This is a genomic window from Streptomyces sp. NPDC056224, assembly GCF_042267665.1.
Taxonomy (GTDB): domain Bacteria; phylum Actinomycetota; class Actinomycetes; order Streptomycetales; family Streptomycetaceae; genus Streptomyces.
Window position 1 is genome coordinate 24,916 of sequence record NZ_JBHJTK010000032.1, and the last position, 13,853, is coordinate 38,768.

Annotated in this window: 10 protein-coding genes and 1 pseudogene; 3 read left to right on the plus strand and 8 right to left on the minus strand. The window is 70.8% G+C overall.

The features are described from left to right. Window positions 1-218: 218 nt before the first annotated feature. On the plus strand, window positions 219-1,835 hold the full coding sequence (locus ACFCZ1_RS28320; RefSeq protein WP_376681098.1) for a right-handed parallel beta-helix repeat-containing protein: 1,617 nt from the start codon (window positions 219-221) through the stop codon (window positions 1,833-1,835). Here the strand turns inward: ACFCZ1_RS28320 and ACFCZ1_RS28325 are convergent. From ACFCZ1_RS28325 to ACFCZ1_RS28355, 7 genes and pseudogenes are all read right to left on the minus strand, one after another. After that, entirely contained in the window at window positions 1,769-3,190 is a 1,422-nt protein-coding gene (locus ACFCZ1_RS28325) for a UDP-glucose dehydrogenase family protein (RefSeq protein ID WP_376681099.1), read from the minus strand. The two genes, ACFCZ1_RS28320 and ACFCZ1_RS28325, sit on opposite strands and share 67 nt — an antisense overlap. Window positions 3,191-3,258: 68 nt before the next feature. Further along, a complete protein-coding gene (galE, locus tag ACFCZ1_RS28330) occupies window positions 3,259-4,281 on the minus strand; it encodes a UDP-glucose 4-epimerase GalE (protein WP_376681100.1) in 1,023 nt (340 codons plus the stop codon). A 57-nt stretch (window positions 4,282-4,338) separates the two neighbouring features. Beyond that, on the minus strand, window positions 4,339-6,213 hold the full coding sequence (locus ACFCZ1_RS28335; RefSeq protein WP_376681101.1) for a glycosyltransferase family 2 protein: 1,875 nt from the start codon (window positions 6,211-6,213) through the stop codon (window positions 4,339-4,341). Window positions 6,214-6,343: 130 nt separating this feature from the next. Further along, complete coding sequence (locus ACFCZ1_RS28340; RefSeq protein WP_376681102.1) at window positions 6,344-7,390, minus strand: UDP-glucuronic acid decarboxylase family protein; 1,047 nt, start codon at window positions 7,388-7,390, stop codon at window positions 6,344-6,346. 792 nt (window positions 7,391-8,182) lie between these two features. After that, a pseudogene (locus ACFCZ1_RS28345) lies at window positions 8,183-8,526 on the minus strand (isochorismatase family protein); the annotation flags it as partial. A gap of 49 nt (window positions 8,527-8,575) precedes the next feature. Continuing rightward, a complete protein-coding gene (locus ACFCZ1_RS28350) occupies window positions 8,576-9,148 on the minus strand; it encodes a DUF2231 domain-containing protein (protein ID WP_376681103.1) in 573 nt (190 codons plus the stop codon). 158 nt (window positions 9,149-9,306) lie between these two features. Continuing rightward, window positions 9,307-9,705 (minus strand): ATP-binding protein, encoded by a 399-nt coding sequence (locus ACFCZ1_RS28355; protein WP_376681104.1) that lies wholly within the window; start codon window positions 9,703-9,705, stop codon window positions 9,307-9,309. A 412-nt stretch (window positions 9,706-10,117) separates the two neighbouring features. Between ACFCZ1_RS28355 and ACFCZ1_RS28360 the strand changes: the two genes are divergently transcribed. Then, window positions 10,118-10,600: an STAS domain-containing protein gene (locus ACFCZ1_RS28360; RefSeq protein WP_376681105.1), complete on the plus strand. Its 483-nt coding sequence runs from the start codon at window positions 10,118-10,120 to the stop codon at window positions 10,598-10,600. Between the two features lie 201 nt (window positions 10,601-10,801). Here ACFCZ1_RS28360 and ACFCZ1_RS28365 read toward each other — a convergent pair whose 3' ends face one another. Further along, on the minus strand, window positions 10,802-11,230 hold the full coding sequence (locus ACFCZ1_RS28365; RefSeq protein WP_376681106.1) for a Fur family transcriptional regulator: 429 nt from the start codon (window positions 11,228-11,230) through the stop codon (window positions 10,802-10,804). A gap of 282 nt (window positions 11,231-11,512) precedes the next feature. On the opposite strand from ACFCZ1_RS28365, the gene katG reads away from it, so the two are divergent. After that, the gene (katG, locus tag ACFCZ1_RS28370) at window positions 11,513-13,702 is read left to right on the plus strand and encodes a catalase/peroxidase HPI (RefSeq protein ID WP_376681107.1); all 2,190 of its coding nucleotides are present in this window, start codon (window positions 11,513-11,515) and stop codon (window positions 13,700-13,702) included. Window positions 13,703-13,853 lie beyond the last annotated feature (151 nt).

Below are 13,853 nucleotides of genomic sequence, written 5' to 3' on the forward strand. Positions count from 1 at the left end.
GCCCAGCGCCTGACGCACACACGGTCATGCGCCATTCAGGCATCAGTTGAAAGACAGGGATTCATCGCCATGTCACGGACCTGACGCGCCTGCGGTTTCTGGCACCTTGATACCCGAGGTCCGGAGCCGAACGGAATGGGGACACGGGGATGATGCGCGACCGTCGGATCACGGGGTGGGGTCGCCGCGGTGGGGCGACGTTCGTCGCAGGTGTGACCGTGGGCGCGATCGCCCTCCTCACCGGATGCGACGCGCTCAAGCCCTACACGCCACCGCGGCCTCCCCTCAAGGGGGCCCTCACCTTCTACGTGAGCCCGGACGGCGACGACGACCGGGACGGGCTGACCGAGGCGACGGCCTGGCGCACCCTCGCCCGGGCCGACCGGGTGCCGTTCCGGCCGGGAGACCGGCTCCGGCTCAAGGGCGGCGAGCGCTTCCCCGGAGGGCTGACCGTCGGCCCCGGCGACGCGGGCAGCGCACTCAGGCCCGTGGTGATCGATTCATACGGCACCGGTCGGGCCACGATCGCGACGCGGGGCACGGCCGGGATCGCCGTGTACAACACCGCCGGGGTGGAGATCCGGAATCTGAACCTCGTCGGCGATGCCAGGGCTCAGCGCGGTGCGGACGGCATCAGCTTCTTCAACGACCTCCGGCAGGGAAAACGCCTGGACCACGTGCGGATCTCCGGGGTCGACGTGTCCCGGTTCCAGCACGGGATTCGCCTCGGAACGGGCCCGAAGTCCTCCGGCTTCCGCGACATCCAGATCAGCGACTCGGCGGTGCACCACAATCAGGACGCCGGGCTGGTCACCTACGGGCCCCGCTTCAGGGCCGAGAAGCCGGGCTACGCACACGAAAAGCTCGTGGTCACAGGCGTCAGGGCGTACAGCAATCCTGGCGATCCGACCGCGGACGACCGCAACACCGGCAGCGGAATCGTTCTCGGCAGCCTCCGGGGCGCGACCGTTCAGCAGTCGGTCTCGTACGACAACGGGGGAAAGTCCTCGGCCCGCGCCCAGGAGGGGCCCGAGGGAATCTGGACCTACGACTCGACCCGCGTCGTCATCCAGAACAACAAGGCGTACCGCAACCGCACCGGCTCCCGGGTCGACGGCGGCGGTTTCGGCCTGGACAACAACGTGTCGTCCTCGGTGCTCCAGTACAACCTGTCCTACGGCAACGACGGCGCGGGGTTCCTCGTGTACTCGGGAGAGTCGACCAACGCCCACAAGGACAACGTCGTGCGGTTCAACTACAGCTGGGACGACGCCAGGAAGCTGCCCTGGTACGGCGGCATCGTGGCCTACGGCAACCTCATGCGGGACCTGGACATCTACCACAACACCGTGATCCTGCGGTCGAGCGGCACCGAGAGGCCCCCGGCCCTGCGCCTGCGCAACGGCATGAGCGGCGTCGGTGTCCGCAACAACATCTTCGTCACCAACGGTGCTCCCGTGGTGGATTCGGACACGAACTACACCCAGGCCCTCGTGCGCCTGCAGGGCAACGACTACTTCAGCACGGGCGACTGGAAGCTGCAGTGGGGCAGGGCGCGGTACTCCGACCTGGACGCCTGGCGGAAGCGGGCCGGACAGGAGCAGATGGGCTCCGTCACGACGGGCAGCAGCGCGGATCCGTGTCTCACGGGCGCGGTGGCCCCGGTCACCGATCGGGCCGGGGCCTCGCCTCTCGTCTCGCAATGCGCCGACGACCTGGAAGGTGCGGTCAAGCTTGCGTCGGTCGGCGTCGACCCCGGCCCGGTCGACTACTTCGGCGCCCGGCTGAGCACGGCGCCCTCCGCGGGTGCCGCGCAGCCGCGTGCCGAGGACTGAGCGGTACCGCCGCCGCGCTGGGGTGCGGGCACCGTCGCGGGGCCCGGCCTGCCCAGTACCCGGACGGTCCAGCCGGCGGAACGCCACAGACCCGCGTCGAGGCTGTTGCGGGCGTCGACCAGCCGCGGTGCGCACACCACGCGGGCCAGCTTCACCGGGTCGATCTCCCGGTACTGGCTCCACTCGGTCAGGTGCAGCACGACGTCCGCTCCCCGGCACGCGGTCAGGACGTCCGGCTCGTAACGCAGTTCGGGGTGGGCCAGGCAGGCGTTGTAGAGCCCCTCGGGGTCATGGACCCGTACCTCTCCGCCCTCGCGGTGGACCGCCGCCGCCACGGCAAGGGCCGGTGAATCGCGCACGTCGTCGCTGTTCGGCTTGAAGGTGGCGCCCAGGACGGTGATCCGGTGTCCGGAGAACGCACCACCGACCAGGTCGCGGGCGATGGCGACCGTCCGGCTCCGCTGGCGCAGGTTGATGTCGTCGACCTGGCTCAGGAAGCTCACCGCCTCCCCGACGCCGAGTTCCCGGGCCCGCGCGGTGAACGCCCGGATGTCCTTGGGCAGGCAGCCGCCGCCGAATCCGAGGCCCGCGTTGAGGAACCGGCGCCCGATGCGGGTGTCGTGCCCGAGCGCGTCGGCCAGGGTGCCGACATCGCCGCCGGCGGCGTCGCAGACCTCCGCCATCGCGTTGATGAACGAGATCTTGGTCGCGAGGAAGGAGTTCGACGCGGCCTTGACCAGTTCGGCGGTGGCCGGGTCGGTGCTGATGTACGGGATGCCGGCGGCGAGCATGGGGGCGTACACCTCGCGCAGGGTCCGGTCCGCCCGCGGTGAGCTGACGCCCGCCACGAGCCGGTCGGGCCGCAGTGTGTCCTCGACCGCGAACCCCTCGCGCAGGAACTCCGGGTTCCAGGCGACCTCGACGTCGGCGCCCGCGGGGACGAGTCCTCTCAGCCGGGCCGCGATGCGGGGGGTGGTGCCCACCGGGACGGTGGACTTGCCCACGATCAGGCAGGGACTCGTCAGGTGGGGAGCCAGCCCGTCGATGACGGCGTCGACGTACCGCAGGTCGGCCGCGTCCGAGCCGGCCTGCTGAGGCGTGCCCACGCAGACGAAGTGCACTTCGCCGAAGGCGGCCGCCTCGCTGAGGGAGGTGGAGAAGCGCAGGCGCCCGGAGCCGAGGGCGCGGGTCAGTACGTCATCGAGGCCCGGCTCGAAGAAGGGGGGCCTGCCCTCGGTGAGGGCTCTGATCTTTTCGGCGTCCACGTCGACACCGAGGACCTCGTGTCCGATGTCCGCCATGCACGCGGCGTGCACGGCTCCGAGGTATCCCGTGCCGATGACGGTCAAGCGCATGCGAATCTCCTGTCTGATGATCTGGGTGAGGGGGGTGATGCGATGAACCGAAGGCGGACCCGGACGCGTCAGCCCGTGTAGCCCGAGGGGTTGAGTTCCTGGAAGTGCCAGGCGTCGCGGCACATCGCGGCGAGATCACGGGTCGCGGCCCAGTTCCAGGCCTCCGCCACCGCGGTGGGATCGGCGACGAGCTCGCTCACGTCTCCGGGCCGGCGCCCGGTCACCTCGTAGGGAATCGGCCTGGCGGACGCCCGCTCGAAGGCGGCGACGAGGTCGAGGACGGAGGACCCCACCCCGGTACCGAGGTTGAAGACACGCATTCCGTTCTCGTCCCCGAGGTGCTCCAGCGCGCGGCGGTGGCCCTCGGCCACGTCCATGACGTGGATGTAGTCGCGGATGCCGGTCCCGTCGGGGGTGGGGTAGTCGTCGCCGAAGACGCTGAGCCGTTCGCGGCGGCCGACGGCGACCTGAGCCAGGTACGGCATGATGTTGTTGGGCACTCCCCGGGGGTCTTCGCCCAACAGTCCGGACGGGTGCGCGCCGACCGGGTTGAAGTACCGCAGGGCCAGCACGCTGAGCTCGGGCAGGCGGCGGCAGGTGTCGGCCAGCACCTGCTCGCAGAGCCACTTCGTCGAGGCGTACGGGTTGGTCGGGGCCGCCGGATCCCCTTCCGTCAGAGGCACCTTGGTGGCGTCCCCGTAGATCGAGCACGACGAGGAGAACACCAGCCGGTGCACTCCGTGCGCGTGCATGGCCGACAGCAGGGCGGTCGTGCCGCCGACATTGATGTCGTAGTAGGCGATCGGGATTTCCACGGACTCGCCCACCGCCTTCTTCGCGGCGAAGTGGATCACCGCGTCGATCGGGTGCGCGTCGAACACGGCGTCCAGGCCACGCCGGTCCCGCATGTCAGACCGGTAGACGGCGGCGATCGGGCGTCCCGCGATCTTCGCGACGCGCTCCAGGGCCTGCGGTGAGCTGTTCGAATGGTCGTCGACGACGACCACCTCGTAGCCGTTCTCGAGCAGTTCGACGCACGTATGGCTGCCGATGAAGCCGGCACCGCCGGTGACCAGGACCGTCGTGGGCATGGGGAGGGATCCTTTCTCCGTGATCGTCTGTGGGGGTGGAGAGCCGGTGCGCAGGTGTCACCAGCCGAAGATGCCTGCCGCGTAGACGGGAAACAGGCCGATGGCCAGGGCGAGCGGCAGCAGCGTGAGGGTTCCGGCGAGCAGGGGCAGCCGGGCCGTCACCACGGCCTTGTACTTGGGCACTCCCGCGGCCCGGGCCATCTCCGCGATGTGCAGCCCGGCGATGGTGAGGGTGACCAGCGCGTACGAGAGTGAGCCGAGGATGCAGAGGAAGACATATCCCGCGGCGGGGCCGGTGAGCTCGCCGGTCACGGCCGCGCAGGACAGCGTGGTGGTGATGATCAGGTAGGGCGCCATGAGCCGCAGCGGCAGGGGCTCAAGCCCGTCCGTCGACTTGGGGGTCACCTTGAAGACCACCGGCCGGGGGCGCAGCTTCTGCACCAGGGCGGCGCCCACCCCCCAGGCGACGAAGGGCCAGCGGGCGAGCCCGAAGAGCCAGCTCTCCCAGCTCAGGACCGGTGCTTTCGCGGGGCGGAGCAGGCCGCGCCTGCGCACGAGCACGGTCAGGAGCATCAGCCACACGGACATCGCCCAGAAGTGGCCGAGGAACGAGAAGTAGTTCACGCTGATCCAGGGCAGACCGGTGACTGCCGCGACCGGAGGCAGAGCCAGCCCCATGGTCGTGGTCGCGGCGAGCAACGGGTAGTACGACAGGGCGAAGGCGAAGCGCAGGCGCAGCCAGCCACGCATGCGCCCCAGGTGGCGCGGCAGCATCCCGAAGAGCATCACCGCGAGGCTGCGGGACCACTGGAACTCCTGGGTGGCCATGGCGGCGAAGGTGACGGGGCCGTCGCCGCTCGCGTGGGCGTCGATGGCGAACGAGCCCTGCCAGCCGGCCGAGTTCATCAGGAACGTGGTCGAGAAGTCCTCTGCGAGTTCGGGCCCGATGCCCCCGATGTCCCGCACCGCCTCCGTACGCACCGCGTAGTGGGAGCCGATGCACAGGGGCGCGAGGCCGGCCGAGTGCCCGAGCTGGACCGCCCCGTGGAAGACGGCCTCACGGTGCAGTCGGCCCCGGGCGGACCAGGAGGCGTCGGCATTGGCGTCGCACACGCTCGGAGCCGCGACGTACCCGATCGCGGGATCGGAGAACGGCCGCACCATCTCGGTCAGGTACGTACGGCTCGGCACGTGATCGCAGTCCAGCTGCGCGACGACGTCGTAGTCCCGGTAGCCCCAGTGGTCGTAGAAGAAGGCGAGGTTGCCCTCCTTGCAGCGCGTGCGGCGCGGCCACGTGGGCCGGTGGTAGTCAGGGCGGTCTCGGCGGCAGGAGACGCGGACTCCGTTCGCCTCGCACCAGCCCAGGACGTCGCTGGAAGGGTCCTCGTCGCACAGCCATACGTCGTAGGGGTGGGGGTAGTCCTGGCGGAGCATCGCCTCCAGGGTGGTGCGGGCGATGTCCCAGTGCTCCGACGGCGCCCGGGTGACCACGAATGCGGCACGTACCGCCGGGACTTCGATCCGCGAGTCGAACCGGCGCAGGCGGACGACCGCGACCAGGAAGTGCAGGGGCAGCAGCGCGAGGTAGAGCAGCAGCGCGCTGTTGACGGCCAGGCCCACCCAGCCGATCCGGTGCTCGGGACGCAGCCACCAGACCCAGAACCAGACGAGGCAGGCGACCCACCCCAGGGTCAGCACCGCCACCTTCAGCCGGTCGGCCGTGCCGAACTGGCGGACGAAGCTCGTCTCGCGGGTCGCCAGGGCGCGGCGCGGATGGGCGAACACGGGCCCGTCGGGAGGAATCTCGGCGACGCGGCCCCGGGAGAGCTCGCGGATCTGGTCCTTGAGTGTGGCCTGCTCTCCGGACGGGCTGGGGATGCGCCCGTCGGTCACGGTGGCCTCGCGTACGAGTCCTGGCTCGGTCGGGGTCATGTGAGCGCACTCCGAGATGATCTTGGCGTGGCGGCGCGAGAGCCTCACGGCCGCCTGGGAGATGAGGGGCGGGCGGGGAGGGGGGTGCGGTGACGCCGCTCCCCGCCGGATGGAAGGGTCCGGGACAGGTTCAGGCCGGTGCGGGAACGGATTCCGGCCTGTCGGACGCAGCGCCGACGTACCTCCTCGGGGGCGGCATCCCGTCCTCCTGCCCGCCGCGGATCGCGGCGGCTCCGGCCGAGAGGTCGGCAGGTCGGGAGGCGAACCAGTCACTCGTCCTGCGCAGCCCCTCCTCGATGTCCACCTCGGGCCACCAGCCGAGCGCGTCCCGCGCCCGGGAGATGACCGGCCGCCTGCGGACCGGGTCGTCGACCGGGAGCGGGTGGTACTGGATCTCCGACAGCGAGCCGGTGAGCCCCAGCACCATCTCGGCGAGCTCGGTGACCGTCCGCTCCACCGGATTCCCCAGGTTGAAGGGTCCGGCCTCCGAGGAGTCGAGCAGGGCGACGAGACCGCGGACCAGATCGTCGACGTAGCAGAAGCTGCGGGTCTGCTTTCCGTCGCCGTAAATGGTCAGGGGTTCGCCCGTGAGAGCCTGGGTGATGAAGCTGGAAACCACCCGCCCGTCGTGCGGGCGCATGCGCGGACCGTACGTGTTGAAGATCCGAGCGATTCCGACATTCAGACCGTGGGTGCGGCGGTACGCGACTGAGATCGCCTCGGCGAATCGTTTCGCCTCGTCGTACACGCTGCGGGGTCCTACGGAATTCACGTTGCCCCAGTAGTCCTCGTCCTGCGGGTGGACCAGCGGGTCGCCATAGACCTCGCTCGTCGAGGCGAGGATGAACCGGGCACGATGGCGCAGTGCGAGACGGAGGGCGTTCTCCGTCCCCCGGCTGCCGACGGCGAGCGTCTCCAGCGGCTGCCGCAGGTAGTCGGGCGGCGACGCGGGGCTCGCCAGGTGGGCGACGGCGTCGACACGGCCGGCCACCTCCGTCACGACGCTGACATCGGCATGGATGAATTCGAACGCTGGATTGGGGAGCAGGTGGGCAATATTCCTGGGCTCGCCTGTCGAGAAGTTGTCGAGGCACACCACGGAGTCCCCGCGCCTCAGAAGTGCCTCACAGAGGTGTGACCCAAGGAATCCACCGCCACCGGTGACGGCAACGCGCATACGCTTCTCCAGGAATCGGGAGCGGAAAGCCTCATATCGCTTTCCCGGTACGTCGGTCCACGCGCACGACGACCGGGAGGGAAAGGGCTCCGGAGGAAACTCAGGCAAAGCATATGGACATACGTAGGATGTTTTTGTGCAACGCAAATCCGCGCTGGGCCGATCGGCCGTACACGCCGACGCACCACGCGCCGTCGGCCCAAGGCGCCCAAGGCGCCCAAGGCACCGCGCTCCGGCAGCGCGCGGTTCCGCCTCACTCTCGCGTGTGAGTCGCCGCCGCGCGCGTCCGTGGCCGGACGCCACGGCAGGGCGCCGGGGAAGCGCTGCTGGGCAACCACGGTGCGGCGCGTGTACGGCCGGCACCGGAGGAACGTGCCGGCCGACTGCTCCCCCACGAAGCCCGGCGTCCGCTGGGTCGTTGCCGTACCGCGTGCCGCATCAGGCGTGTCAGATCGGCGGCCTTGGGGTTCGGGCAGGGCGACGACGGGAGGCGTCCGGGAGCTCGATGACGACGGCCCCGGCGCGCTGCGCGCCGAAGCGCTGCACCTCGGGGTCGATCGCGCGGTCGGCCCCGGCCACCGATGCCCAGGACGGCTTCTGCCCGCCCCGCGGCCACCGGCGCCGTATCGGTGAAGGCCACTGCGGTGAGCGGGCGTTGGGCCGGCGGGACCATGGTGAAGCCCTCGTCCACAGCCGTGGCGAAGACGGACGGGAAGGGCGCCTCGTCCGCTCCTTCGGGTGCTCGTCGGCGAGGGGCGGCGCGTGCCCGTGGAGGCCGGGCCGGCGGTACCCGGTCCACAGGCCGGAGAGGACGATCTTCTTGCGGCCGGCCGCCCCGACCGCCGCCCCGAGGGCCTCGTCCTCCCGGGCGTTCCTGCGCGTGCGGTCGATGACCTCGTACTCATGGGGAACGCCGCGGCGAGCTGCGGCGGCAGCGGCGGCAGCGGCGGCAGCGGCCCGGGGAACGGTTCGGCGGCAACGGTGGCGAGGACGGTCGGCACGTCGAACGCCCGAGCCGCCTTGGCGAGGCCCACGGCGCTGTTGATGATCGCGGCGCCGTCGCCGCTCACGGTGCCGAAGAACATCTGCGGCTGGGGGTCCACGAAGGGCATGACGGCGTTGCCGGGCGTGAGCAGGCCGCGCGCCCGTGTCTACGGATAGGTGTACGGCTGTCTGCGTACAGGTCTACGGGGCATCCGGACCGACGGCCCGCCGGTAGGCGACGTGTCCGCCCAGCGCGCCGCTCACGGCGACCGCGGTGAGCCCGGCGAGGGACCAGACCCGGCCCATGGCCGCCTGGCCCCGCACCCTCGCCTTGAGGGAGGCCGCGTAGCAGGCGATCACCGCCACGTTCGACACGGCGTGGGCCAGCCCGACCCGGGCCTCCCGCGGCGGCAGATCCGCCCAGTCCAGCCAGCCGGCCACGGCCGCCGGGCCGGCCCCCGCCAGTCCCACGGCAGTGAGCGTCGAGGCCGCGGGCTGTCCGCCGGGCACGACGTCCATCACCCCGGCCGACAGCAGGCAGCCGACCGGCACCTGCACCAGCACGGGATGCAGCGGATGTCCCAGGGGCCTGCCCCGCAGGATGTCGCGCGCCCCGCCCAGCGGAACGGCTCGGATGGCCCGCTGGAGAACACGAACTACCGGATCCGCGATCGTGGTCCGTTCGATGCGGTCCAAGGCTTTCAGCCACCCGGCGGACGCCCTGTCCAGCGCCCCGGCCGGGCCGGTCTTCATGGACCTGATCTGTGTGTTCATGGAGGTCGCCTACCCAGCTTCACGGCGCCACGCCCGCAGGTCACCGAATTCCCAGCCGGATGGCCGCCCGCCGCGCGCCCCGCACCGCACCGCCCTGCACCGCACCGAGGCGCCGCGCCCTGCGCGGGTCCCGAACCGGCCGCCGAGCGGGCAGTGCCTCAGCCCGGGACGTGCACGTGGATCGTCTTGCCTTCCCCCGCACCGTGGTGGCGGATCTCCACACCGGTCCCGAGCCGGTTGACCAGGTGCCACCCCCAACCGCCTTCACCCCGGTGGTCGGGCCGCCGGGGCTGCGGCTCGGCGCTGCTGGTGTCCGTGACGTCCACGTCGACGCCGTCGGGGCGCAGGTGCAGGACCAGCACGCAGCCTCCGGACGTGTGGCGGACGGCATTGGTGACGAGTTCGCTGATCACCAGCAGGGCGGTGTCCAGCGCGATGGGCGGGATCACGGGCCCCCTGTGCGCGGGCGGCGCGAGGAAGTCCCGGGCCGCACGGCGGGCGTCGGCCGCCGCGCCCCGGCCCTGCAGGTCCAGGTGCAGTGTCGGTTGGAGAGTCATGGATGCAGCTCTCCGCGAGCCTCGTTGTGTCCAGGAACGTGCATGGCGTAACTGCCATCGCTACCCGCCTGCCCGGTCCCGCCCCGTTCACGCGTCCCGCGGGCTGCGGGTGCGGGTGCGGGCTGCGGGCTGCGGGCTGCGGGTGCGGGCTGGGAAGGCAGCACCGGGTTCGGCGGCCCGTTCGGCGATGCCGGCCGGCGGGCGGCGTCCGGGCCGGCCGTGAGGTCCGCCGCCCGCACCGGGAGAACGAGGGTGACCGCGGTCGGGCACGGCCCGTCACGGAGGGTGCAGGGGCATCGGCGGGCGGGAGGGCGGGTCGGCGGCGTCCCGCGGGAAGGGTTGCGCGGGGCCCGGAGCGGGGTGAACATCAAAGCGCACGCGGATCCCTTTCCCTGGTGAGGGGAGAGACGCCATGGACCCCATAGACAGCGGTTCCTTCCGGATCACGATGCGTCGCTACGGTCCGAGCGTGCACCTGCTCCTGGCCGGGGAGGTCGACCACGAAGCGGAACCCGCGATGACCGAGATGTGCGCCGGGCTTCCCGAGGACGTCGTCGCCGTCGCGTGCGACCTCCACCACGTCTCGTACATGGACGTCGCCGGTCTGCACTGCGTCCTCACCCTGCAACGGCACTGCCGCCTGCACGGTGTGACCGTACTCGTCTACAACTGGCAGCCGCAGCCTCTTCGGCTCCTGCACCTCGCTCTGACCAGCCTCGACCACGTCCACGACGACGACCTGCGGGGACTGCGCGAGATCCTGCGGGAGCACTCCGAGGCCCAGCTCGCTCTCGGTATCCCCACCGTCCTCGAAGCCTCCGCCCGCGCGTACCCGGGCCGGTCGCGCTCCCCCGGCCGCATCCGGCACCCGGGTCCCCCTCCGGCGGCACGGTGACCCTGCCGCACCGCGGAGTCCACGGTCGCCCCGCGCGCCGAGCGCCGCATCCGCAAGGCTCCGGGTCCTGCGCGTCCGCCCGGTCGCGGGCGCGCCTGACGCGGCGGCCGGGCTCGTCGCCACGGGCGGTGCGGGCCGTACGGGCGGTGCGGGCCGTACTGGCCACACGGGCCACACGGGCCACGATCCTCCGGGCCGGGGTCACACGGGCGGCCGCCCCTGAATGCAGGAGGGGCACAGCCCGCGGTAGGTGACCTCGACCTCGGACACCGTGAAGCCGAACCGCTCCTCCGCCGGGAGGCCGGCCAGCGGATCGCCGGCCGGGTGGACGTCGCGGATGGTGCCGCAGCCGGAGCACACCAGGTGCTGGTGCGGGTGGTGTGCATTGGGGTCGTAGCGCTTCGCGCGGCCGTGGGTACAGACCTCCGCCACCTCACCGAGCAGCACGAGTTCGCCCAGGGTGTTGTAGACGGTCGCCCGGGAGATCTCCGGCAGTCGCCGTGCCGCGCGGGCGTGCACCTCGTCGGCCGTGAGGTGCACGTGCTCGCCGTCGAGGACCTCCGCGACGACACGCCGCTGGGATGTCATGCGCCAGCCGCGGCCTCGCAGTCGCTCCAGCAGGTCACTCATATTCGGTTCACCTGTTCGGGCTCGGCGGGATGGCGAAAGCTTACCGGCACGGGTTCGGCTTCTTACGGGAAGAGAGTGGGGCGACCTTCCGGGCGGCGGGCTGCTTGTTACGCGGGGCGCCCTGCGTGTTCTCGTCGCCGCGCGGTCCGCGGTGCGCGACCATACGGAACGCCGCCACGGCGCGCTACGGGCGCGGGTCGCAGTGCTCGAATCGGAAAAGCAGACGGCGTCAAGAGCAAGCAGCCAGCAGACGGAAACACCGAGACAGGAAGAAGGACGGACGTGTCCGGCAGCGAAAGCGAGAACCCAGCAATCCCCTCCCCGGCCCCGGCGTCGACTCGCCCCAGGACGAACCGGGACTGGTGGCCGAATCAGCTGGACCTCCAGGTCCTCCACCAGCATTCGCCTCGGTCCAATCCGATGGGTGAGAGCTTCGATTACGCGCAAGAGTTCGCGACCCTGGACGTCGACGCGCTGAAGCGGGACGTCTTCGAGATGATGACGACGTCGCAGGACTGGTGGCCTGCCGACTACGGCCACTACGGGCCGCTGTTCATCCGTATGAGCTGGCATGCCGCGGGTACGTACCGCATCGCCGACGGCCGGGGCGGTGGCGGCTCCGGCGCTCAGCGCTTCGCCCCCCTCAACAGCTGGCCGGACAATGCGAGCCTCGACAAGGCGCGCCGTTTGCTCTGGCCGGTCAAACAGAAGTACGGCCGGAAGATCTCATGGGCCGACCTTCTGGTATTCGCCGGGAACTGCGCCATGGAATCGATGGGGTTCAAGACGTTCGGGTTCGGCTTCGGGCGAGAGGACATCTGGGAGCCCGAGGAAATCTTCTGGGGATCCGAGGGCACGTGGCTCGGAGATGAGCGATACAGCGGCGACAGGGAACTCACCGGTCCTTTCGGTGCGGTGCAGATGGGATTGATCTACGTCAATCCGGAGGGCCCCAACGGAAACCCGGATCCCCTCGCCGCCGCCAGGGACATCCGCGAGACGTTCGGCCGCATGGCGATGAATGACGAGGAGACGGTCGCGCTCATCGTCGGCGGCCACACGTTCGGCAAGTGCCACGGCGCGGTCGGTCCCGAGTACGTCGGTCCGGAACCCGAGGCCTGCCCGATCGAGCAGCAGGGCCTCGGCTGGAAGAACTCGTACGGCAGCGGGAAGGGCGTCGACACGCTCACCAGTGGGCTCGAAGGCGCGTGGACCAACGAGCCGACGAAGTGGGACAACGGCTACCTGGACAACCTGTTCGGGTACGACTGGGAGCTGACGACGAGCCCGGCCGGGGCGCACCAGTGGACCCCCAAGGATCCCTCCGCCCAGGGCACGGTCCCCGACGCGCACGACCCGTCGAAGCGGCACGCTCCCATGATGCTGACGACGGACCTCTCGCTGAAGCTGGACCCGGTCTACGCGCCGATCTCGAAGAGCTTCCACGAGAACCCGGCCAAGCTCGCGGAGGCGTTCGCCAAGGCCTGGTACAAGCTGTTGCACCGCGACATGGGGCCCCTCTCGCGTTACCTCGGCCCGTGGGTTCCCGCCCCGCAGCTGTGGCAGGACCCCTTGCCCGAGGTCGATCACGAACTGGTCGGGGACGCGGAGATCGCCGACCTCAAGGCGCGGATCCTCGCCACGGGGCTGTCCGTTCCCCAGCTGGTCACCACCGCCTGGGCGTCGGCGGCGAGCTTCCGCGGCACCGACAAGCGGGGCGGGGCCAACGGGGCACGGATCCGGCTCGCGCCGCAGAAGGACTGGGAGGTCAACGCCCTGCCCGAGGTGGCCGAGGTGGTGGAGAAGCTCGAACGGATCCGGCAGGACTTCAACGCGTCACAGACCGGTGGAACGAAGGTCTCGCTCGCCGATCTGATCGTCCTGGGCGGGTGCGCGGCCGTCGAGCGGGCCGCGAAGAACGCCGGGCACGACATCACGGTCCCGTTCGCACCGGGGCGCACGGACGCCTCGCAGGAGCAGACCGACGCGGAGACGTTCGCCGTGCTCGAACCCAGGGCCGACGGGTTCCGCAACTACCTCCAGTCGGGAGAGAAGCTGTCGCCGGAGACCCTCCTGCTGGACCGCGCCAACCTGCTGACGCTGACCGCGCCCGAGATGACGGTCCTGATCGGCGGCATGCGGGCGCTGGACACCGGCTTCGAGCGGTCCCCGCACGGTGTCCTCACCGACCGGCCGGAGACGTTGACCAACGACTTCTTCGTCAACCTGCTCGACATGGGTACGGAGTGGAAGGCGTCGACCTCGGCCGAGAACGTCTTCGAAGGCCGGGACCGCGCCACGGGCGAGGTCAAGTGGACCGCCACCGCGGTCGACCTCGTCTTCGGTTCGAACTCCCAGCTCCGAGCCGTCTCGGAGGTCTACGCCTCCGAGGACGCGGGAGAGCAGTTCGTGGGTGACTTCGTTGCGGCGTGGGACAAGGTGATGAACCTCGACCGGTTCGACCTCGTCTGAGCCCGACGTCCCGGTCGGCCACGTCGTCAGCGTCGGCCACGTCGTCAGTCCCGCCGGATCCTCGCCCTTCGCGAGGATCCGGCGGGATTCCCTTTTTGAAGGCGGCGCGGCACGGCCGTTCGCGGCCCTTCGCGTTTCAGGGGCGCCCTGG

Coding starts and splice junctions, on each gene's coding strand:
- ACFCZ1_RS28360 (WP_376681105.1), top strand. CDS start 10,118: ATGGACCCCATAGACAGCGGTTCCTTCCGGATCACGATGCGTCGCTAC.
- ACFCZ1_RS28325 (WP_376681099.1), bottom strand. CDS start 3,190: ATGCGCTTGACCGTCATCGGCACGGGATACCTCGGAGCCGTGCACGCC.
- ACFCZ1_RS28350 (WP_376681103.1), bottom strand. CDS start 9,148: ATGAACACACAGATCAGGTCCATGAAGACCGGCCCGGCCGGGGCGCTG.
- galE (WP_376681100.1), bottom strand. CDS start 4,281: ATGCCCACGACGGTCCTGGTCACCGGCGGTGCCGGCTTCATCGGCAGC.
- ACFCZ1_RS28335 (WP_376681101.1), bottom strand. CDS start 6,213: ATGACCCCGACCGAGCCAGGACTCGTACGCGAGGCCACCGTGACCGAC.
- ACFCZ1_RS28340 (WP_376681102.1), bottom strand. CDS start 7,390: ATGCGCGTTGCCGTCACCGGTGGCGGTGGATTCCTTGGGTCACACCTC.
- ACFCZ1_RS28365 (WP_376681106.1), bottom strand. CDS start 11,230: ATGAGTGACCTGCTGGAGCGACTGCGAGGCCGCGGCTGGCGCATGACA.
- ACFCZ1_RS28355 (WP_376681104.1), bottom strand. CDS start 9,705: ATGACTCTCCAACCGACACTGCACCTGGACCTGCAGGGCCGGGGCGCG.